This window comes from Streptomyces marianii, from assembly GCF_005795905.1.
In the GTDB taxonomy this organism is placed as follows: Bacteria; Actinomycetota; Actinomycetes; order Streptomycetales; family Streptomycetaceae; genus Streptomyces; species Streptomyces marianii.
This window is the reverse complement of sequence record NZ_VAWE01000001.1, coordinates 3,075,024-3,097,397: the sequence shown is the minus strand read 5'-3', so window position 1 is coordinate 3,097,397 and position 22,374 is coordinate 3,075,024. Positions and strand designations below refer to the sequence as shown.

General features: G+C 69.8%; 19 protein-coding genes and 1 pseudogene. 10 read left to right on the top strand and 10 right to left on the bottom strand.

Going from position 1 to position 22,374, the window contains the following annotated elements; translation table 11 throughout:
* Positions 1-666: 666 nt before the first annotated feature.
* Both FEF34_RS13780 and FEF34_RS13775 read left to right on the top strand, forming a co-directional pair.
* The gene (locus tag FEF34_RS13780; RefSeq protein ID WP_138053461.1) at positions 667-2,085 is read left to right on the top strand and encodes a glycosyltransferase family 39 protein; all 1,419 of its coding nucleotides are present in this window, start codon (positions 667-669) and stop codon (positions 2,083-2,085) included.
* 117 nt (positions 2,086-2,202) lie between these two features.
* Positions 2,203-3,294: a tetratricopeptide repeat-containing glycosyltransferase gene (locus FEF34_RS13775; RefSeq protein WP_138053460.1), complete on the top strand. Its 1,092-nt coding sequence runs from the start codon at positions 2,203-2,205 to the stop codon at positions 3,292-3,294.
* An 86-nt stretch (positions 3,295-3,380) separates the two neighbouring features.
* Here FEF34_RS13775 and FEF34_RS13770 read toward each other — a convergent pair whose 3' ends face one another.
* Positions 3,381-3,767: an SCO4983 family protein gene (locus tag FEF34_RS13770; protein WP_138053459.1), complete on the bottom strand. Its 387-nt coding sequence runs from the start codon at positions 3,765-3,767 to the stop codon at positions 3,381-3,383.
* 114 nt (positions 3,768-3,881) lie between these two features.
* Positions 3,882-5,093 carry a pyridoxal phosphate-dependent aminotransferase gene (locus FEF34_RS13765; protein ID WP_138053458.1) on the bottom strand — a complete coding sequence of 404 codons (1,212 nt, stop codon included), beginning with the start codon at positions 5,091-5,093 and terminating at the stop codon, positions 3,882-3,884.
* Positions 5,094-5,568: 475 nt separating this feature from the next.
* Between FEF34_RS13765 and FEF34_RS13760 the strand changes: the two genes are divergently transcribed.
* From FEF34_RS13760 to FEF34_RS13750, 3 genes are all read left to right on the top strand, one after another.
* Entirely contained in the window at positions 5,569-5,973 is a 405-nt protein-coding gene (locus tag FEF34_RS13760) for a hypothetical protein (RefSeq protein WP_138053457.1), read from the top strand.
* Positions 5,970-8,066, top strand: a complete 2,097-nt coding sequence (locus tag FEF34_RS13755) for a bifunctional polysaccharide deacetylase/glycosyltransferase family 2 protein (RefSeq protein ID WP_234042390.1) — start codon at positions 5,970-5,972, stop codon at positions 8,064-8,066. Before FEF34_RS13760 ends, FEF34_RS13755 begins: the two co-directional genes overlap by 4 nt.
* A 154-nt stretch (positions 8,067-8,220) precedes the next feature.
* On the top strand, positions 8,221-8,853 hold the full coding sequence (locus FEF34_RS13750) for an alpha-ketoglutarate-dependent dioxygenase AlkB (RefSeq protein WP_138053455.1): 633 nt from the start codon (positions 8,221-8,223) through the stop codon (positions 8,851-8,853).
* A 290-nt stretch (positions 8,854-9,143) separates the two neighbouring features.
* Here the strand turns inward: FEF34_RS13750 and FEF34_RS13745 are convergent, their stop codons facing one another.
* Genes FEF34_RS13745 through FEF34_RS13735 form a run of 3 tightly spaced genes read right to left on the bottom strand, consistent with a single transcriptional unit; the run spans position 9,144 to position 11,601 of the window.
* Complete coding sequence (locus FEF34_RS13745; protein WP_138053454.1) at positions 9,144-10,511, bottom strand: cytochrome P450; 1,368 nt, start codon at positions 10,509-10,511, stop codon at positions 9,144-9,146.
* Positions 10,508-10,810, bottom strand: coding sequence for a DUF397 domain-containing protein (locus FEF34_RS13740; RefSeq protein ID WP_138053453.1), 303 nt, complete (start codon positions 10,808-10,810; stop codon positions 10,508-10,510). Before FEF34_RS13740 ends, FEF34_RS13745 begins: the two co-directional genes overlap by 4 nt.
* A complete protein-coding gene (locus tag FEF34_RS13735; RefSeq protein ID WP_138053452.1) occupies positions 10,807-11,601 on the bottom strand; it encodes a helix-turn-helix domain-containing protein in 795 nt (264 codons plus the stop codon). The genes FEF34_RS13740 and FEF34_RS13735 overlap by 4 nt, the downstream gene beginning before the upstream one ends.
* Positions 11,602-11,702: 101 nt before the next feature.
* Here FEF34_RS13735 and FEF34_RS13730 point away from each other — a divergent pair, with 101 nt between their 5' ends.
* The 3 genes from FEF34_RS13730 (at position 11,703) to mptB (ending at position 14,576) form a co-directional block, all read left to right on the top strand.
* On the top strand, positions 11,703-12,224 hold the full coding sequence (locus FEF34_RS13730; RefSeq protein ID WP_138053451.1) for an ATP-binding protein: 522 nt from the start codon (positions 11,703-11,705) through the stop codon (positions 12,222-12,224).
* Positions 12,225-12,236: 12 nt separating this feature from the next.
* Complete coding sequence (locus tag FEF34_RS13725) at positions 12,237-12,890, top strand: hypothetical protein (RefSeq protein ID WP_138053450.1); 654 nt, start codon at positions 12,237-12,239, stop codon at positions 12,888-12,890.
* Positions 12,891-13,034: 144 nt separating this feature from the next.
* Positions 13,035-14,576 (top strand): polyprenol phosphomannose-dependent alpha 1,6 mannosyltransferase MptB, encoded by a 1,542-nt coding sequence (gene mptB, locus FEF34_RS13720; protein WP_138057468.1) that lies wholly within the window; start codon positions 13,035-13,037, stop codon positions 14,574-14,576.
* Positions 14,577-14,654: 78 nt separating this feature from the next.
* Here mptB and FEF34_RS13715 read toward each other — a convergent pair whose 3' ends face one another.
* The 4 genes from FEF34_RS13715 to tnpC (FEF34_RS13700) form a co-directional block, all read right to left on the bottom strand.
* Positions 14,655-14,978, bottom strand: coding sequence for a helix-turn-helix domain-containing protein (locus FEF34_RS13715; RefSeq protein ID WP_138053449.1), 324 nt, complete (start codon positions 14,976-14,978; stop codon positions 14,655-14,657).
* Positions 14,975-15,355, bottom strand: coding sequence for a type II toxin-antitoxin system RelE/ParE family toxin (locus tag FEF34_RS13710; RefSeq protein WP_138053448.1), 381 nt, complete (start codon positions 15,353-15,355; stop codon positions 14,975-14,977). The genes FEF34_RS13715 and FEF34_RS13710 overlap by 4 nt, the downstream gene beginning before the upstream one ends.
* A 162-nt stretch (positions 15,356-15,517) precedes the next feature.
* Positions 15,518-15,961, bottom strand: coding sequence for a hypothetical protein (locus FEF34_RS13705; protein WP_138053447.1), 444 nt, complete (start codon positions 15,959-15,961; stop codon positions 15,518-15,520).
* A 936-nt stretch (positions 15,962-16,897) separates the two neighbouring features.
* A complete protein-coding gene (gene tnpC, locus FEF34_RS13700) occupies positions 16,898-18,166 on the bottom strand; it encodes an IS66 family transposase (RefSeq protein WP_138053445.1) in 1,269 nt (422 codons plus the stop codon).
* A gap of 526 nt (positions 18,167-18,692) precedes the next feature.
* Here tnpC (FEF34_RS13700) and FEF34_RS13695 point away from each other — a divergent pair.
* Both FEF34_RS13695 and tnpC (FEF34_RS13690) read left to right on the top strand, forming a co-directional pair.
* The gene (locus tag FEF34_RS13695; protein WP_138053446.1) at positions 18,693-19,544 is read left to right on the top strand and encodes an NPP1 family protein; all 852 of its coding nucleotides are present in this window, start codon (positions 18,693-18,695) and stop codon (positions 19,542-19,544) included.
* Positions 19,545-19,835: 291 nt separating this feature from the next.
* Positions 19,836-21,104, top strand: a complete 1,269-nt coding sequence (gene tnpC / locus FEF34_RS13690) for an IS66 family transposase (protein WP_138053445.1) — start codon at positions 19,836-19,838, stop codon at positions 21,102-21,104.
* Between the two features lie 248 nt (positions 21,105-21,352).
* On the opposite strand, the pseudogene FEF34_RS13685 reads toward tnpC (FEF34_RS13690), so the two are convergent.
* A pseudogene (locus FEF34_RS13685) lies at positions 21,353-22,336 on the bottom strand (RHS repeat-associated core domain-containing protein); the annotation flags it as partial.
* Positions 22,337-22,374 lie beyond the last annotated feature (38 nt).

Below are 22,374 nucleotides of genomic sequence, written 5' to 3'. Positions count from 1 at the left end.
GCATGAACGCACGGATGATCTCTTTGCCGGCGGCGAGCCTGCAGGCGTTCCGCTGTGTGAAGGATTCCCGGCACACAGGGCTTGGCTCGGAGCAAGGCCCCCGGAGCTTGCCGGCGTCCTGAGGGCCTCGGACAGCCCCAGTCCCGGTCATGTCCCCTCATGTGGTGCTGCGGGACCTTGGCGGAAACCGCTGTTCACGGCCGCGATCGGTCCGCACGCACTTCCGCTTGAATGACGGACAGTCAGGCGGGCAGGGCGACTGCCGCGAGCCCCGCACAGCTGACGGACCTCTGGCCACACCGGGACCAGGAGATCATCGAGTGGCCGTCGATGCACCACTCCAGCGGACGTGATCTGCCCTGCCGGGGCAGCGGGCCCGGCTCCTCAGAGGCCTGACGGGAGAGAAGTCGAAAAGCGGCAAGGTGTGAGTGCGTATGAACGGGCTGCGCTCGGAGGGTGATCGGCTGAAAGGTTCGGTTGATAAACGTCCTGCCCGGGACCGATCAGGCGAATGACGGCTTCGACCGTCCGTGGCGGACTCCGGGGCGATCACGGCGGAGCTAAGACTGTGCCGTGACGACTCTTACCCGTCCTCGCGAGCACGACGAAGAAGTCCGCCCCGAAGAAGCCGGGCGACGAAGGTTCAGGAGACCGGACGGTCTGTGGTTGTGGCCGTCGCTGGCCACCCTGGCCCTCGCGATGCACTCGATCGGCTTCCCACAGCTGGGCACCGACGAACTGGTCACCCGGAACGTTGGCCGGCGCAGCCTGGACCAGCTCCTGGGTCTGCTGCACCACGTCGACGCGGTGCACTCCACCTACTACCTCCTGATGCACGGGTGGATGGCCGTCTTCGGGGACTCACACACCGCCCTGCGTATGCCCTCGGCGCTGGCCATGAGCGCGGCGGCGGCCTTCGTGGCCCTGATCGGGAACCGGCTCTTCAGCCGGCGTGCCGGGCTGTGCGGCGGACTGCTGTTCGCGCTCATCCCCGTCGTGAGCCGGTTCGGCCAGGAGGCCCGCAGTTACGCGCTGGTGGTCATGGTGGCAACGTTGGCCACGTACCTGCTGATCCGGGCGATGGACAGGCCGCGGAGCTGGGGACGCTGGGCCGCGTACGCCGTTTGCGTGGCCTTTACCGGCTTGCTGCACCTGGTCGCGCTGAGCGGCCTGACGGCGCACCTGATCGTGGTCGCCCGCCGCGCCCGCCGCGAAGGCTCCCGTGTCTTCTGGTCCTTCTGTGCTGCGGCTCTGGCCGGCACGGCCTGTGTCGCCCCGCTGTTCGTACTGGGCGGCTCGCAGGCGCAACGGCAGCTCTTCTGGGTCGCCGAGCCAGACGTATGGGGTCTCGTCGAGATCTGGCCCCAGCTGTTCGCCTCCGCCCTGTGCGCCGGAGTGGTGATCGCACTCGCCGCCATGGCGTGGAAGGAACGCGGGGAAGGCCTGCTGCTGTGCGCCTCGATGGCCGTGCTGCCCCCGCTCGTGCTGTGGATGGCCTCGCACGGGGAGACCTCCTACTTCCGTTACCAGTACGCCATGTTCACCGTGTCGGCCTGGGCAGTGCTCGCCGGCGCCGGAATCGCGGCGGCGACGCGCTCCTGGCTGCCGGTCACCGTGGGCCTGGGCGTGCTCGCCCTGCTCGTGCTGCCCGACCAGCGCAGGATGAGAGAGGCTTACCAGCACGACGTCCCGCACAGCGCCGACTACGCGGGAGCCGCCCGGACCATCGAGAAGCACCACCGGCCCGGGGACGCGATGATCCTGGTCAAAGGCGGACCATGGATGCTCGACGAGGGGGTCCGCTACTACCTTCCGCGCGATCTGAAGCTGCGCGAGGTCTTCGTCGAGAAGACGGCGGCCGAGAACCACGAGCTCTATCCGAAGTCCTGTGCGAGGCCGTCCGCATGCCTCAGGGGCGAGAAGCGGATCTGGGTGGTGGTCGCCGGAAGACCGGAGGACCCGCTGGCTTCGGTCCCCGTGATCCAGGCCGTGCCCCTGCGCATGCACTACGCCATCGAGGATTCCGTGTACCTCAGTGGACTGACCGTGACACTTCTCGAGCGCAGGCCCACGGCCAAGACCTGATCTCCCTACCCTCCCACGGGTCGCGGCGACATCCGCACCCCGCGCGGGAGTTCCCCTGTTCGGTCGTCTACATCGCTGAGGTGAATGGGACCAGTGAAGCAAACGGTCTGCCTGAACATGATTGTCAAGAACGAGGCCCACGTCATCGAGCGCTGCCTCGAATCCGTGCGCCCTTTGATCGACACATGGGTGATCCTGGACACCGGCTCGACCGACGGGACCCAGGACGTCATCCGCGAGGTCTACCGGGACCTGCCCGGCGAACTGCACGAAAGTCCCTGGAAGGGATACGACGGGAGCCGCACCGAGGCGATCGAACTGGCCCGTGACAAGGCCGACTACCTGTTGTTCATCGACGCCGACGACGTGATGGAGATCCGGCCCGGCTTCCGGATGCCGCAGCTGACCCATGACGCCTACCGGATCGCCCTGCACACCGTGAGCATGAAGCACTACCGTCAGGCCATGGTCTCGACCCGGCTGCCCTGGCGGTACGTCGGCGTGCTCCACGAGTACATCGAGTGCGGCAGACGGCACAGCATCGGGATGATCGACGGCTTCAACATCCTCTCGCTCGGCGGCGGTGCCCGCATGAAGGGAGAGGGGCAGCGCAACAAGTACCTGCGTGATGCCGAGACCCTTCAGCAGGGCCTCCTCAAGGAACCCGACAACACCCGCTACGTCTTCTACCTGGCCCAGAGCTGGCGTGACGCCGGAGAACCGGAGAAGTCGCTCGAGGCCTACGACCGCCGCGCGGCCATGGGCGGCTGGCCCGAAGAGGTGTTCTGCTCCCACCTCTACGCCGCACGGCTCGCGGCACGGCTCGGGCGGCCGCAGGCCGAGCTGATCGACCGGCTCCTCCGCGCGCACGAATGCCGGCCCACCCGGGCCGAGGCCCTGGGCGAGCTCGCGCGCCTGTGCCGCCAGAGCGGCCCGCGCTGGCCGCTGGCCCACCTGTTCGCGCGGCAGGCGGCGCGGATCCCGTACTCGAAGGACATCCTCTTCGTCGAGCACGCCTGGTACGAGTGGCGGGCACTTGACGAACTCGCCGTCTCCGCATACTGGATGGGGGAGTACGAGGAGTCGAGGAGCTGCTGCGAGCGGCTCCTCGAGGGGGGCAAGCTGCCCTCCGAACATCGTGACCGTGTGATGCGCAACCTCGAGTTCGCCCAGCGCAAGCTGGGCTCGAAGGAGCTTGTCGACGCCTGATGCGCCGGGGCGACGGCAGCGGGCGAAGCGCCGGGACTCCGTATGGCGCCCGGTCCGCGCGTCTCGTGGCACGCGGACCGGGGCCGTCAGGGGGCGCCGACCAACCGCGTGTCGCGCAGGGCGGCGGTGTGCGCGTCCATCCGCTCGGCTGCGAGGATCGCGGCGGCGGTGTCGGCGCGCGACGCGGCGACCACCAGGGCGCGCCCGGCGAGGGCCAGGGCGCGGCGGTGCAGGGCGGCCGGGTCGGCGCCGGTGAGTCCGGCATGGCGCACGGGCGGCGTCCCGCGCAGCCGGGCGATCTGCTCGGCGATGCGCTCGGCCTCGGCGCCGAGGCCGAGTTCGTCGGTGACGGCGAGGAGAGCGGCGAGATGCCCCGCGAGCTGGATGTCCAGCTCCTCCTCACGGGTGCGGTGGGGGAAGTCGGACTCGCCGGCCGTCGAGTGCACCGACTTCGAGTGGATCGGTTCGTACATGGGACGGCCTCCTGCGGTAGCTCTGGAGCCATCCTAGCTTAGATTGCGTCTAAAGTTGAGTGGCGTCCTAAAGCTGGGGGTCCGGGCCCGCTCACGCTCCGGAGGCCCCCCGCGTCAGGGCTGGCTGTAGCCGTCCAGGAAGTTCCCGATCCGGGTGACCGCGTCCGCCAGGTCCGTCGCGTTCGGCAGGGTGACGATCCGGAAATGGTCCGGCTCGTGCCAGTTGAAGCCCGTCCCGTGGACGACCATGATCTTCTCGGCTCGCAGCAGGTCCAGCACCATCTGCCGGTCGTCCTTGATCTTGTAGACCTGCGGGTCGAGCCGGGGGAAGAGGTAGAGCGCGCCCTTGGGCTTCACGCACGTCACGCCCGGGATCTGGGTCAGGAGGTCGTGCGCCGCGTCGCGCTGCTCCAGCAGTCGTCCGCCCGGCAGTACCAGGTCCTCGATCGACTGCCGTCCCTGGAGGGCGGCGGCCACCGCGTGCTGGGCGGGCATGTTGGCGCACAGGCGCATGTTCGCCAGGATCGTCAGGCCCTCGATGTACGAGGCGGCGTGCGCCTTGGGGCCGCAGACCGCGAGCCAGCCACTGCGGTAGCCCGCGACCCGGTAGTTCTTCGACATGCCGTTGAAGGTGAGGACCAGCAGGTCCGGGGCGATCGCGGCCGTCGGGGTGTGCGTGGCGCCGTCGTAGAGGATCTTGTCGTAGATCTCGTCCGAGCACACCACCAGCTTGTGCCGGCGGGCGATGTCCGCGAGCCGGCGCAGCATCTCGTCGTCGTAGACGGCGCCGGTGGGGTTGTTCGGATTGATGATCACGATCGCCTTGGTGCGGTCGGTGATCTTCCGCTCGATGTCCGCGAGGTCCGGCATCCAGTCGGACTGCTCGTCGCACCGGTAGTGCACGGCCGTCCCGCCGGAGAGCGACACGGCGGCCGTCCAGAGCGGATAGTCCGGCGCCGGGACCAGGACCTCGTCGCCGTCGTCGAGCAGGGCCTGCATCGCCATCTGGATCAGCTCGGAGACGCCGTTGCCGAGGTAGATGTCCTCGACGGAGAGCGGGATGCCCTTGGTCTCGTAGTGGCTCATGATCGCGCGGCGCGCGCTGAGGAGGCCCTTCGCGTCGCCGTAGCCGTGGGCGCCCCCCACGTTCCGCAGTACGTCCTCGAGGATCGCCGGCGGGCACTCGAACCCGAAGGCGGCGGGGTTTCCCGTGTTCAGCTTGAGGATGCGGTGCCCGGCGGCCTCCAGTCGCATCGCCTCCTCGAGCACCGGGCCGCGGATCTCGTAACAGACGTTGGCGAGCTTGGTCGACTGGATCACCTGCATGACGCGAGCTTACGGGCCCGCCGAGGGACGCGCTCCGTGTTTTGGGACACCCTGAGGGCTGTCCCGTAATCCCCAGCGGGCGCACGACGACGGCTGCGGCACCTCGCTGCGATGGCCGGATCGCCCGAATGCGCCCACGTGTTACGCCCAGTATGAGGACGGCCCTCCGCCTTGCGATGCACCGCATCCGACGCCGCGCGCTGATCCACCGGTGATGACGGGACAGCCCTTGGGGGTGAGGGCGGGGCGCGAGCCGGGACGTTCCGGGTGACCCGGGGGTGGGCAGGGTGGGGGCTTCGCCCGGTGGGTGGCCGAATTCCTGCGATGGACGGGCCTTCTATGGGGTCTCTCTTAGGGAAAAGTCCCATTTGTGAGGAGGCTGTCGCGGCCGACATCACGTTGTTTACAATGCGCGGCTGTGACTCGCCAGCGGAACGCAGTGTTCGTCGACGCCTCCGGGCGTCGACGTCGGCTCATGACGTTCGTATCGGTCGCCCTGGGCGCCCTGTGTGTCTGTTTCCTCGCCGTCGTGGCGTTCGGTGCCTTCGGCGCCGGCCCGGCCGGAGGGCCGCTCCCGTGGAGCCAGAGCCGCCAGGACCGGGAGCCTGCGGCAGGTGAGCCGTCCCCGTCGCGGGAGCCGGCCGAGGAGGAGTCCGCCGGGGCCGGTGGGGTGGAGCGCGAGCCCGCCGCGGAGCCGTCGCCCGGGGCCTCCGGTCCGATCGCCCCGACTCCCGTCCCCGCGGGCCCGGGCGGCGGCACGCCGGAATCGCCGGCCGCCACCTCGGAGTCTTCCGGGTCGAGCGACGCGACGGGTGCGCCCGGCAACTCGGGCAATGCTCCCCGGCGCGGTCCGGACGCGGAAGGCAAGGGGCCGAAGTGACCCGGCACGCTGCGCGCCGCGACCCGCGCGCCCACTGGGTACTGCTGACTCTCACCCTGGCGGTGCTGGCCACGGCTCTGGTCTTCAGCGGCTACGGGCGGCACGAGATAGCCCCGACCGCCGCCCCTTCGGGCCCGTGCGCGGCCACGGCGGACACCGCGTTCTCGGGCGGGCCGGTGCTGAGGAAGGATCCGGCGTCCAGCGGTGTGGTCGCGGCCCGGATGCCCGCCGGCACCGTCGCGCTCACCTACGACGGCGGCCCCGACCCCGCCTGGACTCCGGCGCTGCTCGACGTGCTCGGGCGGGCCGGCGCGAAGGCGACGTTCTTTCTCACCGGCACCCAGGCCGCCGCCCATCCCGAGCTGGTGCGCAGGATCAAGGGCGACGGTCACGAGATCGGATCGCACACCTATACGGACGCCAGTCTCGCCGGTCTTTCCGGGCCCCGCACCCGGCTCGAACTCGCCCTCACACAGAACGTCCTCGCCGGGACCGCGGGCATCGGTACCCATCTCCTGCGGCTGCCGCACACCGCCGGACCCGCCACGCTCTGCGGAGCCATGGGCGCGGCGGCGTACCGCGCCCTCGACGACGGCTATGTCGTGATCACCGCCGATCCCCCGGGGCGGACCTCCGGCCAGGGGGCGGTACGCAGGCTCACGGGCTCGCCGGCGGCCGTCGGGGAGACCGAGCGGCTGCTGGCCGCCGGCGGCGACGACGTCCGGTTCACCACCGTCGGCCGCGGCCTCGGGCTGTCGGGCACCACCTACGGCGTGTCCACCGCGGCGGAGTGGAGAGGGGTCGCGGTGGTCCGCGCCCAGCAGGGGTCCCGGGCCTTCGCCGACGTCATGACCTGGCTTCTGGTCGTCGCCGGCGTGATCACCGCCGCTCGCCTCGTGATGCTCTTCACCGTGGCGAGGGTCCATGTGAAGCGCCGCGTCCGCGCCGGGCGTCCGCGCCGGTCCCGCCGTCGCGGCGGACCCGTGGTGCCCCCCGTCACCGACCCGGTCTCGGTGATCGTCCCGGCGTACAACGAGGAGGCGGGCATCGAGGCGACCGTGCGTTCGCTGCTCGCCTCCTCGCACGAGGCCGTCCAGATCGTCGTCGTCGACGACGGCTCGACCGACCGGACCTTCCGGATCGCCGACTCCATCGAGGACCGCCGTGTGATGGTGATCCGCCAGCCGAACGCGGGCAAGGCCGCCGCCCTCAACGCGGGGCTGGCCTGGGCCCACTTCGACATCATCGTGATGATCGACGGCGACACCGTCTTCGAGCCCGACGCGGTCGGCAACCTGATCCAGCCGCTCGCGGACCCGCGAGTGGGCGCCGTGAGCGGCAACACCAAGGTCGGTAACCGGCAGGGTGTCCTCGGCCGCTGGCAGCACCTCGAATACGTCATCGGCTTCAACCTCGACCGCCGTATGTTCGACGTCCTGGAGTGCATGCCGACCGTTCCCGGGGCCATCGGTGCGTTCCGCCGTGAGGCGCTGCTGGGTGTGGGGGGCGTCAGCGACGACACCCTCGCGGAGGACACCGACCTCACCATGGCCCTCTGCCGGGCGGGCTGGCGGGTCGTCTACGAGGAGTCCGCCGTTGCCTGGACGGAGGCCCCGGCGACGGTCCGCCAGCTCTGGAAGCAGCGTTACCGCTGGTGCTACGGCACTCTCCAGGCCATGTGGAAGCACCGCGGTGCCGTGGTGGGGCGCGGAGCCGCCGGAAAGCTGGGGCGCCGCGGCCTCCTGTACCTCCTGCTCTTCCAGACGGTCCTGCCCCTGCTCGCCCCGCTCGTGGACGTGCTCGCGCTGTACGGTCTGCTGTTCCAGGGAGCCGGGCGGGCGGCGGCGATCTGGCTCGCGTTCACCGCGGTTCAGGTGCTCGGCGCGGTGTACGCGCTGAGGCTGGACCGCGAGCGGTTCGAGCCCCTGTGGAGCCTGCCGCTCCAGATCTTCGTCTACCGCCAGCTGATGTACCTGGTGGTCGTCCAGTCGGTGGTCACGGCCCTCATGGGCAACCGCCTCCGGTGGCAGCGGACGGACCGGACCGGCTCGGCGACGGACGAGCTGTCGGACCGGCGCACCACTGCGGTCTGAAGCCGCCGGCGCACACACGCGCGGTGATCTGGGCCCGGAGGCATGCGCACGCTCCATGTCCGCCTGAACGCCCGGATGCGCGGCCGCGCTCCGTGGCGCGCCGTCCGAGCGAGCGAATAGCTCACTTGTTCGGTTTCCCGGGTACTCTAGAGGCATGCCGTCAGTCCATCTCCAGGCTTCGCTCTTCGACCAGACCGACGAGGTCCGCCTCGGCCCGCTGACGGACGTCCGCCGCACGGTGCTCGGCCAGGGCGCCTGGCTCGACGTCCTGCCCGGCTGGCTGAGCGGCGCCGACGCGCTGTTCCGGGAACTGGCGGACGGTGTCCCCTGGCGCGCGGAGCGGCGGCGGATGTACGAGCGCGAGGTCGACGTGCCCCGGCTGCTCGCGTACTACCGCGAGGGCGAGACGCTGCCCCACCCCGTCCTGGCCGAGGCCCGCGACGCGCTCGGCACGCACTACGCGAACGAACTCGGCGAGCTCTTCGTGACGGCCGGGCTCTGCTACTACCGCGACGGCCACGACAGCGTCGCCTGGCACGGCGACCGCATCGGCCGGGGGGCCCGCGAGGACACGATGGTCGCCATCCTCTCCGTCGGCACCCCGCGCGACCTCGCGCTCCGGCCCAGGACCGGCCACGGCCCCACGGTCCGCAAAACCCTCGGCCACGGCGACCTCGTCGTCATGGGCGGCTCCTGCCAGCGGACGTGGGAACACGCCGTGCCCAAGACCAGCCGGGCGGTGGGCGCCAGGATCAGCGTCCAGTTCCGGCCGCGCGGGGTGAACTGAGGGGCCCGGGCCGTCGTGGCCCCGCACAGCCGGTCCGTCTCCCGCGCAGCCGGTCTGTCTCCCGTGCCCTGGCCGGCTCCGGTGGCATGGAGACCGCGCCGCTGCGGCTCGCCGGGTACGCGACGTACCAGGGGCCGGTCGCTCGCATCGAGCGACCGGCCCCTGACGCGTCCTCCACCGCCGCCCGTCGTCCGGCCGAGCCGCTCCCGGAACTCCGTCGGACGGGCGTGTCCGAAACCGAGGGAGCGGGACACCCGCCGGCCCGGCGGGCAGACCTCGGCCCGCCGGCGTCACCCGCCCCCGGTGGGCCGCAGCCGGCAGCGCGCCGGGCCCTTGGCGCGCAGGGTGATCGCCGCGTCGACCGGGACCCGCTCGTCCACCGCCTCCAGTTCGTACCCGCGCAGGATCATGGCGAGCGCGAGCACGGACTCCAGCATCGAGAAGTGCTGGCCGATGCAGGCGCGCGGCCCTCCGCCGAACGGGAACCAGGCGTAGCGCGGACGGTCCTTGTCCGCGCCCGGGGCGAACCGCTCCGGGTCGAAGCGGTCCGGGTCCTCCCAGTAGCGGGGGTGCCGGTGCGTCACCCACGGCGCCACGACCACGTCCGCACCGGCCGGGATCGTGTGCCCGCCGACCACCGCGTCCGCGACCGCGCGGCGGCCGATGACCGGAGCGGCCGGGTAGAGCCGCATCGCCTCCTTCAGCACCTGCGTGAGGTACGGCAGCGCGTCGAGGTCGTACGCCTCGGGCCTGCGGTCCCCCAGGATGCGCACGGCCTCGGCACGGGCCCGGGACTGCTGCTCCGGGTGCCGGGCGAGCAGATGGAGCGCGAACGCCAGCGAGGTGGCCGTCGTCTCGTGCCCGGCGAGCAGGAAGATCAGCACCTGGTCCCGGATCTCGGAGGCGTCCAGGGCCCCGTCCTCGGAGCTCTCCGCCCGGGCGAGCAGGGTCAGCAGGTCGTCGCCCTTCGCCGCGTCCCCCTCCGCGCGGCGCTCCTCGATGATCCGGTCGCACACCCCGTACAGCTCTTCCGTCGCGGACGCGGCCCGGCGGTTGTCCGGAGTGGGCCAGCTGCGCGGCGGGTTGACGGGGGAGTACCCGCGCCGGAGCGTGTAGTCGCCGATGACCGGGAAGCAGCGCTCGACGACGGGAACCGCCGCCTCGACGTCCGTGCCGAACAGGATGCGCGCCACCGCCCGCAGTGCCAGCCGCGTCATCTCGTCGACGACGTCGACCGTGCCGTCCGGGGCCGAGGCCCAGCGGTCGAGGAGCCCGGCGGTCTCCTCGGTGACGGCGGAGGCGTAGCCGTCCACGCGGCGGCGGGTGAAAAGCGGCTGCATGAGCCGCCGCTGCCGCAGGTAGTCCTCGTCCTGGCTGGTCAGCAGTCCGTTGCCGAAGGACTCCCGGACCTCCTGGTAGAAGGCGTTGTCCTTGCGGAAGTTGGCCGAGTCGGTCGCCAGCACCTGCTGGGCGCCCTCCGCCGAGAACACCGCGTACAGCTCCATCCGCAGCCCCGGGGGCCCGGCGGTGAAGCGGACGACGTCGCCGTGCGCCCGGCGGGCGGCGAGGTACGTGCCGAGGGAGTCCCGCTTGAGGTCGAACATCGACCCTAATAAGGGCAGGCCGGCCGGGCCGGGCACGCGTGCGCTCGTCGTCATGCGGAGACACCGCCGAGGAAGCGGGTCCACGCGGCACCGGCGACGGCGAAGCGCGGGCCGTCCTCGCCGAGCTTGGAGTCACGGACGTGGACGCTGTGGGGGCAGGCGGCCATCTCGACGCAGTCGCCGCCCTGGCTGTCGCTGTGACTGGACTTGCGCCAATCGAGGGCGACTTCGACGCAGGCGCCGCCCTGGTCATCGCTGTGGCTGGACTTGCGCCATTCCAGGGCGACCTCGACGCAGTCGCCGCCCTCGCTGTCGCTGTAGCTGGATTTGAACCACGTGAGTATGTCGCTCATAGCTCCTCCGCCACTTGCCTGATGAAGTCCGCCGACTCCCCGCTGCCGAGGGCCTGCATGCGGATCATTCCATGCGCCTCGGTCAGCGCACTGACGGTGCAGGGATCCGAGTGGAGCGCGCTGGTCTTCGGCGCCTCGACATAGGCGTAGCGGTCGTGCTCGGCGGTCTCCAGCAGGACCATCGAGCCGTTGAGCGCCAGGCCGTTGCATCTGCCGCGGGGCAGGACCTGCACCGATACGTTGCGCGGTTCGCCCGCCTCCAGGATGTGCTCCAGCTGCCCCTTCATCGCCTTCTCACCTCCGACCATCGTCCGCAGACTCGCTTCGTTGAGCACGAAACCGAAGACCGTGCCGGACCTCCGCGTCAGCGCCTCCTGGCGTTGCAGTCGTGCGCGCACCCGCTCCTCGACCGTCTCGTCGTCCAGCGGCGGATGGCTCTCGCGGATCAACGCCCGCGCGTACTCCTCGGTCTGGAGCAGCCCCGGGATCAGGAGCGCGTCGTAAGCGTGCCTGGAGACCGCCTCCGCCTCGATGGCCATGAACTCCTTGGCCCGTGCCGGAAACGGCTCCGGCTTCAGGAACTCCAGCGCCGCCAGCAGCTTCCCCTGCGCCCCGCACATCTGGTCCGCGACCTGGAGCAGCCTGGCGCTCGGCTTGCGGCGCCCCTGTTCCATCGACTTGACCGTCTCGTACTCGTAGTTCGCCTCCTTGCCGAGCTCCTCGCGGCTGACGCCCGCCTCCGTCCGCCACAGTTTGATCTGGTTGCCGCAGTACCGCCAGGTCTCCGTCATGGTCGCCCTCCCCGTCCCAGGTGTACGCGTCGGGTACAACCACCGTGCGTACTCATGTCGTTACTTCATCAGGCCCTGGCGGCGCCAGCAGCGTATGAGCCATGAATCAGCACATCGAGTGGCGGCTGCCCCGCAGCCCGCGGAGCGCGGGCCGGGCTCGTGCGTTCCTGGCCGAGCAGTCGCGGGAGTGGAAGCTCCCCGACGACCTGACCGAGACGGCCGTGCTGCTGCTCGGTGAGCTGGTGACGAACGCCTGCCGGCACGCCCGCGTCCCGCCGGGCCGTGAGGTGCGGGCCCGGTGCGTGCTGGGCGGCGACGGCGTGCTGCGGGTCGAGGTGTCGGACGCGAGCGATGTGCTGCCGTGCCCGCGTACCGCCGCACCCGACGACGAGTCGGGGCGCGGACTCGCGCTGGTCGCGGCGCTCGCGGACGCCTGGGGTGCCCACCCGCGGGCATGCGGCATCGGGAAGACGGTGTGGTTCGAGATCGGCGACGGCGTGCGGGGGCGTTCCGGGTGTGCTGATCTGGAGGGAGTGGACGACGCGCGTCACGACCCGGGCCCGCCTCTCGGCGGGCCCCGGCCCGCCGCCACGGTTCCCGCAGCCGTGGACGACGGGCCGTGACAAGGAGGAGCCATGTCCGACCCGGCGAAGCGTTCCCGGCACCTGAGCGGCATGCGCGACGAGCGGTACGGCGAGGTCGTGCTGATCTCGCCGGACGGGAACGGCGGCCTCAAGGGCGCCGTCTACAACACCTACGGCCTCAACGACTGCCCCCCCGACAAGTGGAACGCGCTGGACGCCGGAGCCTTGGCCGCGCGGTTCGGCGTCCCCGCCGTCCTCCTGAACGGCCCCCGGTTCTGGACGATCGACGAGGTCACCACCTACAACTGGGGCGACGTCGAGAAGTTCGACGGCCTTCAGGCCCGCTGGGCCGCCGATGTCCGTATCCCGCCGGACGTCGACGTCTCCGCCGGTGCGGGCAGGAAGCACTACGTGACCACCACCGTGGACCGGGACACCGAGTACGTGCTGAAGGCCGGCAGGCCCGTGTACGCGCTCGAGGACTCCGACGGCCGGACGTTCGTGCTGCAGGCGTACTCGCACACCGTGGACCCGGGCCAGACGATGGACTCCCTGGCCTCCCTCGGCGAGCGGTTGCGGTTGCCGGACGGCTGGCGGTTCCGCACCCACACGCCGGACGAGGACATGCACGTGCGGACGGCGGACAAGAAGGCCACCGTCGTGCAGGACGAGCTGGAGAACACGTACATGCTCCACGCCCGCTGAGCGGCCCCGCGAACGGCCCGTGAACGGCCAGCCGACCCTGCGGGGAAGGGCGCTGTAGGCTCGGCAGTCCTTGTGACCCGGCTGCGTGACCCGGCTGCGACCCGGCGCCGGCCGGCAGACCTGGTGGGGACGGACCTGCTGCTCATGTGGATGCGGAGTGCGGCCGGCGCGCGCCGGCTGGGAACGGCCGGGGCGCTGGCCGTGGCGGCCGGGGGCACGGTCGCCGGAGCCCTTCCGGTGCGCGAGCCGTGGGGGCTGTGGGGTACGTACGGATCCGCGGTGACCACGGCGGGCGCCGTCCTCGCGTACGCCGGGCTGACGCTGCTGGTGCTGGCCTGGTGGGCGTACGGCAGGCTGCGCGACGGCGACGGCGACGGCGACAGGGCCAGGGACGGCGACGGCGACGGCGGCAAGGGGCCCGGTGTCCGGCACGCCCTCGTCACCCTCGGCTGGTGGGCCGCGCCGTTCGTCCTCGCGCCACCGCTCCACAGTGCCGACGTCTACAGCTACATCGCCCAGGGAGCGATGGTCCTCGAGGGCCACGACGTGTACAGCCACGGGCCGTCGGTGCTCGGCCCGGACTCGCTCGGCGCCGACGCGGCGGCGAGCGTCGGAGGTCACTGGACGGACACCCCGGCGCCGTACGGTCCGGTGTTCCTGCTGCTGGCGAAGGCCGTGGTGTGGGGTACGGGCGGCACCGTCGTGCCCGCCGTGCTCGGGATGCGGCTGGTCGCCGTCGCCGCGCTCCTCCTCATCGTGTGGGCGGTGCGCGGTCTGGCCGTCGAGTGCGGGGCGGACGAGCGCCGGGCGCTGTGGCTGGCCGTCCTCAACCCGCTCCTGCTGCTGCACGTCGTCGGCGGCGCGCACAACGACGGCCTGATGATCGGCCTCATGCTGACCGGGGTCCTGCTGGCGTTGCGCGGGAGGCCGCTGACGGGCAGTGCGGTCGTCGCCCTCGCCGTGATGATCAAGTCCCCGGCGGCGCTCGCCCTGCTCTTCATCGGGCTGATCGCGGTGCGCCGGGGCGAAGGGCCCCTGGTGCGGCGCGTGGTGAAGGCCATGCCCGGCCCCGGGCTGGTGGCCGCCGCCGTCGTGGCCGCCGCCTCGCTGCTCGGCGGCACCGGCTTCGGCTGGCTGCGGACGCAGAGCGTCGCCGGGACCATACACACACCCCTGTCGATCACCAGTGACCTGGGCCAGGGCGCGGGGCTCGCCGCGCGGGCCCTCGCGGGTGCCGAACTCGGCGCCGTGAAGGGCGCGGTGCAGACGATCGGCCTCGCCGCCGCGCTCGCGCTGATCGTCTTCCTCGCCTTCCGGACGGTGCTCCCGTGGCGCGACCGCCGGCCCCTCGATCCCGTGTACGGCCTGGGGCTGTCGCTGCTGGCGCTGGTGGCGCTCTCACCGATGGTGCAGCCGTGGTACCTGCTGTGGGGTACGGTGGCCGTCGCCGCGACGGTACCCGCTCGGAACTCCCCGGTCGTCCGGGTGCTGATGGTGCTCTCCGCCGGGCTGGTGTACGAGACCGCGCCCTCGGGGCACACCCCGCCGTACGGCTTCGTGCTGGGGGCGCTCGCCTGCGCGGTGGCGCTCGTCGCCCTGCGCCGACGCCCCGCGAGTCCGGTACTCCCCGGCCCCGGCGGGGCGATCGTCCCGCCAGGATGTCCGTCCGTTTCCCGTCCTCGATGAACCAAGGTGCCGTCGATCAGGGCGTGGACACGGGGGCGCCCTGCCGGTGGTGCCGCTGTGGCGTGCGCCCGCCCGTCTTCACCCGACCTTGCGCAGGTCGCCGTCGTCGAAGACCGCCACCAGCATCAGGCTGCCTCCGAGCGCCTGGATGTAGCGCGCCATGATGTCGGTCCCAGACACCTGTCCGCTCTCGATCTGCGACACGCGTCCCTTGCTCACGCCCATGCGCTCGGCGACCTGCGCCTGGGTGTAGCCGCGTTCCTCCCGCATCTCGGTGAGCCGCCATGCGCGGGCCTCCGCCAGCAGCCGCTCGGCCCCTCGTGCGAAGGCGTCGTGGCCGCCCGCGAGCTCTTCGGCACGCTCGCGGTGTCCACTCGCCGACCACTTGATCCGTCCGGTCACCGTTCCAGCTCCTCCGTGCGGGCGGTTACGTACTCCGCGTACAGGCGTTCTGCCAAGGGGATCGTCCTGGCGTACCAGGCGTTCCAGTCACCTGCCTTGTCGCCTGCGACCAGCAGGACCGACGAGCGCCAGGGATCGAACATGAACAGGATGCGGACTTCGCTGCGACCCGCCGAGCCGGGGCGCAGCTCCTTGAGATTGTGCAGAACGGATCCCTTGACCCGGTCCACCAGCGGCCGCCCTTCGGCGGGCCCGTTGCAGGCGAGGACCCAGATGGCTTGGTTGACCTGCACGTACGACGTGGGATCCGCCTTCTCCAGGTCGTTGAGCCATTGATCCACCTCGCTCGTCAGATAGACGTCCCAGTGCTCCGCCACGTATGTGCCGCCTCTCGCCGAGTTTAGCGAAAGCTAAACCCGGCGAGACGGTGCAGGGCGTCGAATCCGCGCGGCGTTCACCCGATCGGTGCTGTCCGGCTCGCGGTACCACCGTCGGCCCCGGCTCACCGGCTCCGGCGGACCGACCTGACGGTACAGCCCCTACCGGTCCGCGGCCCGGCCGGCGAACTGCCAGTGCCAGGTGCCGCCCCGGCAGGTCAGGACCGTGCCGCCGTCGCTCATGTACAGGACGTCCTCCTGCTCGTCCCAGGCCATGCGGAGCAACTCGTCCTGGGAGTCGCCGCGCAGTACCCGCTTCCACAGCGGGTCGGCCGGGGCTCCGGGGGTGTCCATGCTGATGGAGTGCACGCCGTGCAGGATCAGCGACACGGGCCCGAGCGGCCGGTACGGCGCCGACTCGGACTCCGCGTAGGCAGCGGAGAACGCCAGCTCGATACGCAGGGAGCCGTCCGCGGGAAGCACCGACATGCGGTAGCCCTCCGACTCGAGGTCCATCTCCCCGATGCCCGGAAGCTCCCAGCCGGTGATCTCCCGTCGGGGCGGGTCGGGCTCCGCGCCCAGGACCGGGGTACAGCCATCCCACATGGCGCTGACTCTCCTCTCTCAGTCGATCGACGAGGTTGGCACAGAGCAGGGCGTCCCCGGTCAGGTGGGCGGAGCCGCCGGCGAATCGAGGCAGGCATTCGACCGCATAGATGGGGCGCGGACGGCGAACCCCTTCGGTCAGCGTTGAACTCGTCGGACGCCGGGCGGATACTCGCCGATACTGTGGCCTTGTGGGTGCCGTTCGTTCAGCGGGTGCTCTTCAAGCCTCGCTGGCGATTCCTCTCCGCGTAAGCGGTGGCTGTGAATACCCCTCCCATGGCGACGCTGAAGAGAATCGACGTCAGCAGCGTGTCAGTCGCAACATCTCCTGAGGAAACCAGGATGGCGAGCGGGAGGAAAAGTCCGGACACGAAAAGCCCGATGAGCAGGAGATGTTGTGCTGCGAATCGCTGCACTGCGGTCGGCGGTAGGTCGCCTCCGGCAATTCGGTCAAGAGTTCTGATGGCTGCGCGAGCACGCCTGATCGGATCAGTCATCCGACCTCCGCTCGATCTGCCAGGCAATCGCGAGGATTATGGTGGAGCAGAAGAAGAGTCGCTCACCGTCCTGATGTCCGTACAGCAAGGACGCTGCGACCCCAAGTCCGAACACGATCACGCCGGACCAGAATGCGGCTCGTGAAGTTCGTTTCGCTTGATTCTTCATGATTCTCCAATCTTGGACTGGCCGCCCTTGTCGGGCGGCCAGTCCTGCCGAGCGGTACGCATTCAGAAGGAATGCGGATGATCGGTGGCGGTGTGTGAGATGTGCTGATCAGGCGGGCTGTGCGATGGGGGGGCATCCAGAGGTTGCCTGTGAAGGCGCGGTGGATGGCCTCGAAGGCGCTCAGCCCGTGCTTGCGGGCGGAGTCAAGGTAGGAGCGCACGGCGAGCCAGGCCGTGGCGCCGTCGGCGGACTGATGACAGCCGGAGATCTTCAGCTGGTCTTGACCGGACGCAGGGCCCGTTCGCCGCAGTTGTTGGTGAAGGGGACCTGCCGGGGGTCGTCGGCGAACCGGAGCACAGCGTGCGCCTGGTCCCGCAGACGTTCCAGAAGGTTGCGGGCGGTGGACTGTTCTCGTTCCTCGGCGCGTGGGTGCTGAGAGAGGCCGACCGTGATGCCGTGGTGGAACGCTTTGAGATGCAGCAGCAGGGCGTCGGGGGTGATCTCGTCGGTCTGTCCGGAGCGCACGCGCAGGGCCTGGGTGTTCAGTCCGGCCAGGGCCCAGCGGATCTGCTGGTGCCACTTCTGGTCGGGGAAGTCCTCTTCGGTGGCGGTCAGTTCGCGGATCAGGTGGGTTCCGCACAGCTGATGGGTGCAGGAGCCGTATCCGGCGTACAGGGACAGTGAGTCGTGGACCAGGACGCCCCGGTAGTGCGGGAGCACGCCGCCGGCATCGGCTCCGGCACGCGAGCGCGGGGCGAGGTGAAACGGGGTGAGGAAGTCGGTGCAGGCCACGTGGAGCCAGCGCCGGGTGGTGCCGATGCGGGTGGTGGTCTCATCCGCATGGAGCACGTGTCCCATGATCAGCAGGGCACGGATCAGGTTCAGGGAGTCTTCGACCAGGCTGGCGGCCTCGGGCAGCAGAGAGCCGACCCAGCCGGTGGAGACCCCGGCACCGGTCACGTCCCGGATCAGCTGGGCGGTCCGCTCGACGGGAATGTGCTGGAAGACCAGCAGGTAGACGGCCAGGGCAGGCAGGTTGGGGCCGTAGGAGGAGGGCGATCCCGCGAGCTGTTCGGGCATCGGCGAGGCGGTCACCGTCCCGCACGTGCACCGGCAGCGATGGGCCCGGTGCTCGGTCACCTTCACCGTGGTCAGCGGGGTGTCACGGACCTGACGGCGCTCGAAGCCGATGCTGTCGTCCTCGCCCAGCGCCCGGCCGCACCCGGTGCAGGCCGCTGGAATGCGGTCCTCGGTGGCATCGGGGTCAGCGACCATGCACAGCCCGGATCCGTCGGCACCCGGCTGGCGTCCCCGCTTGCGGCCGCTCTTCGGTACCGGCTTCTTCTCCGGCCGGCCGAAGGTGTCCGAGGACGGTGGCATCGAGGAGTTCCCCGAGTTCCGGCCAAGCCGCCGCTCCAGCTCCGCCACCCGCGCCGTCAGCCGCTCATTCGCCGCGGCCAGCTCCTCGTTCTGTCGCTGGAGCAGCCCGATCACCGTGAGGAGGTCCTCACGCGATGCAGACTCCCACCCCGACGACATGACCACGGATCCTGCCGCACCCACCCGCAACCTGTCACATCGTCAGACAGCGAAGCCCATCACGACCTGCTGAATGCTTACCCTGCTCGACCCTCGCGTCTAAGACAGCGGCTTCTCAAGACCACTCACCGACGCTTTTGAGTCAACCATGTCCATCTGGCGGCGCGGTGCTTCAATGCGCCGCCGATCGGGACATGACCTGAACCAGTACTCTCACCGGCGAATCAAAAATAAAGAACCTTCAATAAGTGATCCGCGATGCCTATCTTGCTTCGGCCTTGGCAGCGAAGGCAGCCAGGAAGACAATCGGCCAACTCAGAGGACACCGGCGACGATCAAGGGCAAGTAATGGCACGATCGAGCCTCCAGTTCAGCCGATACGCATCGGGAACGGTGCGCCCGGTCTGAGGGGGCAGCAACCAAACTCCGTCCGTTGTGCCGAATCGCTACCAGCCAACCTATCTGATGCGTTGTCGGGCCCTACGAGCGAGGGCAAGTCACAAGAGAGAAGGAATGGGTCGCAAGTATGAGTAACCGCAAGGCCAACAGGAATCCAAGGTCGATACAGTCTGTGGTTCCTTCCCCGGCACGTAAGCGCTCCAAGCGCCGAAGGAACTCCCGCATCGCAGCCGTACTTGGTGCCACGGCCCTAGCAGTCCTGCTTCCCGCGTCGTCAGCCTCTGCTGATCAGCTGCAGCCCCTGGACATGAGCGGGTCATACGAAGAATACCGGTACCAGCCGGCTTACGACTACGATGGCGACGGCTGCTACGCCGCCACCGCCATTGATAAGGACGGAAACCTCAATCCCGGTTTGCGGCCCATGGGTACGATCAGCAGCAACTGCCACGACAAGTCCGACCTTGACAACGCCCAAACCTACTCCCGCTCGAAGTGCAACAACGGCTGGTGCGCCATCATGTACTCAAGCTACTTCGAGAAGGACCAGGCTGTGTGGGGCAGCGCCCTCGGAGGGCACCGGCACGACTGGGAGGACGTCATCGTCTGGGTGAGTCAGTCGACCCTTCGGGTGGAGTACGTCTCGACGACCCAGCACGGAAAGGTCGTAACCTACCCGCGTTCGCAGGTTCTCTTCGTAGGGACACATCCCAAGGTCGTCTACCACAAGGACGGTGCGCTGACACACTTCTTCCGGCTCGCCACCGTCAATGACGATCCACCAGAGAACGACTACCACCAGTGGCAGTTGCCCACGCTCCTCGGCTACGACGATTGGCCCAGCAACGAGCTGCGCACGAAACTCATGAATTCCGACTTCGGAGGTCCGAGCATCAAGATCAGCGACAAGGACGATCGCTTCCGGAACACTCTCGCCGGTGGGAAGCCCAGCGGAATCCCCTTCGACCCCTGGGCCTGACAGCTTCACTGCCATGGGCAGCTGGTGGGGACGCCCTCCCAGGCGCCTCCACCAGCGTCTGTCCAGCCAGCGGTGTAACTCGGGTGATGTGAGTTGGCGGTGGCCGATGGGCCGATCTTCAGCAGCCCATGTGGAGGCCGGAAGGCGGCGGTTGGATCAACGGCGAGAGCTGGATCAAGCCCGCGAACGTGCCCACTCTGGTCATTGAGAGTAAGCATTCAGCAGGTCGTGATGGGCTTCGCTGTCTGACGATGTGACAGGTTGCGGGTGGGTGCGGCAGGATCCGTGGTCATGTCGTCGGGGTGGGAGTCTGCATCGCGTGAGGACCTCCTCACGGTGATCGGGCTGCTCCAGCGACAGAACGAGGAGCTGGCCGCGGCGAATGAGCGGCTGACGGCGCGGGTGGCGGAGCTGGAGCGGCGGCTTGGCCGGAACTCGGGGAACTCCTCGATGCCACCGTCCTCGGACACCTTCGGCCGGCCGGAGAAGAAGCCGGTACCGAAGAGCGGCCGCAAGCGGGGACGCCAGCCGGGTGCCGACGGATCCGGGCTGTGCATGGTCGCTGACCCCGATGCCACCGAGGACCGCATTCCAGCGGCCTGCACCGGGTGCGGCCGGGCGCTGGGCGAGGACGACAGCATCGGCTTCGAGCGCCGTCAGGTCCGTGACACCCCGCTGACCACGGTGAAGGTGACCGAGCACCGGGCCCATCGCTGCCGGTGCACGTGCGGGACGGTGACCGCCTCGCCGATGCCCGAACAGCTCGCGGGATCGCCCTCCTCCTACGGCCCCAACCTGCCTGCCCTGGCCGTCTACCTGCTGGTCTTCCAGCACATTCCCGTCGAGCGGACCGCCCAGCTGATCCGGGACGTGACCGGTGCCGGGGTCTCCACCGGCTGGGTCGGCTCTCTGCTGCCCGAGGCCGCCAGCCTGGTCGAAGACTCCCTGAACCTGATCCGTGCCCTGCTGATCATGGGACACGTGCTCCATGCGGATGAGACCACCACCCGCATCGGCACCACCCGGCGCTGGCTCCACGTGGCCTGCACCGACTTCCTCACCCCGTTTCACCTCGCCCCGCGCTCGCGTGCCGGAGCCGATGCCGGCGGCGTGCTCCCGCACTACCGGGGCGTCCTGGTCCACGACTCACTGTCCCTGTACGCCGGATACGGCTCCTGCACCCATCAGCTGTGCGGAACCCACCTGATCCGCGAACTGACCGCCACCGAAGAGGACTTCCCCGACCAGAAGTGGCACCAGCAGATCCGCTGGGCCCTGGCCGGACTGAACACCCAGGCCCTGCGCGTGCGCTCCGGACAGACCGACGAGATCACCCCCGACGCCCTGCTGCTGCATCTCAAAGCGTTCCACCACGGCATCACGGTCGGCCTCTCTCAGCACCCACGCGCCGAGGAACGAGAACAGTCCACCGCCCGCAACCTTCTGGAACGTCTGCGGGACCAGGCGCACGCTGTGCTCCGGTTCGCCGACGACCCCCGGCAGGTCCCCTTCACCAACAACTGCGGCGAACGGGCCCTGCGTCCGGTCAAGACCAGCTGAAGATCTCCGGCTGTCATCAGTCCGCCGACGGCGCCACGGCCTGGCTCGCCGTGCGCTCCTACCTTGACTCCGCCCGCAAGCACGGGCTGAGCGCCTTCGAGGCCATCCACCGCGCCTTCACAGGCAACCTCTGGATGCCCCCCCATCGCACAGCCCGCCTGATCAGCACATCTCACACACCGCCACCGATCATCCGCATTCCTTCTGAATGCGTACGCCGAGCGTGGAGTAGCTACTTGACAGTGCGGTCACCAGCGCCACGAACGTGATCTTCGATGCGAGGTCCACCGCTTGGTGTGCCGACCGCCAAGAGGAGCCCAGCGAACCAGCGCCCGGCCAGCCCCGTAGCGCGTTCCCGCGCTGAGGCCCCAGCCCAGGGAGGCCACGCCGCCGCCATAGAGTGCTGCCCGGTCCACCGAGCCCCAGGAAGCCCGGCGGTTTCCCAGCTTCTTGGCGGCCCCGGCTGCGATCATGCCTGCAGCCACGGCGCAGGCAGTGCCGGCCAGCCCCATCGAGATGAGTCCGCAGCCGATGCCCGCTGCGCCTGCTGCGAGTCCCACGCGGTGGCGATGGACCCAGCGTCCGACCCTACTCTTCCTGAATCCCTTCCACTTCTTCTTGAACCAGCCCCACTTGCCGTCGAGGTCGTAGCGGTTGATGGGGTCGGCGTTTACGTACTCGTAGGCGTTTGCGTTACCTCCGTAGACCGGGTCCATGGAGAGGAAGCGGCCGGTGGCCGGGTTGTAGAGGCGGACGCCCATGAGGGTGAGGCCGGTGAGGGTCTCGGTGGAGCGCTGCTTGGCGCCGAGCCGGTTGTAGCGGGTGGCCGCCTGGCCGGCACGGGGGTCGCCGTACTCGTCGTTGTCGAGGGCGACGGGGGCCTTGCTGGTGTCCAGCGGAAGCTGGAGGGCCACGTCGCCGTGGATGGCGGTGAGTTGGAGGACGGTGTCGCCGGTCTTGCCGGTGGTCGCGGCGAGGTCACCGGTGGCGGACTCGACGTTGCGGGTCAGGGCGCCGGTGGTGGTGTCCTCGACGATCCAGCGGGGGTTGTCGCCGTCGCCGTCGTAGTGGTTGAGCTTGGACTGCTCCTGCGTCCAGTTGCTGCCGCTGCCGGTTTCGACCTTCCAGGAGCGGAAGCGCATGGCGGCGTCGAGCTGCCAGGTCTGGCGTTTGCCGTTCGCGGTCTGCTGGTGGGCGAGGTCGTTGGCGTAGTAGCCGATCGTGACGTTGCCACCGTACAGAGATCAAGAAAGGTCCCAAACTGTCCCAA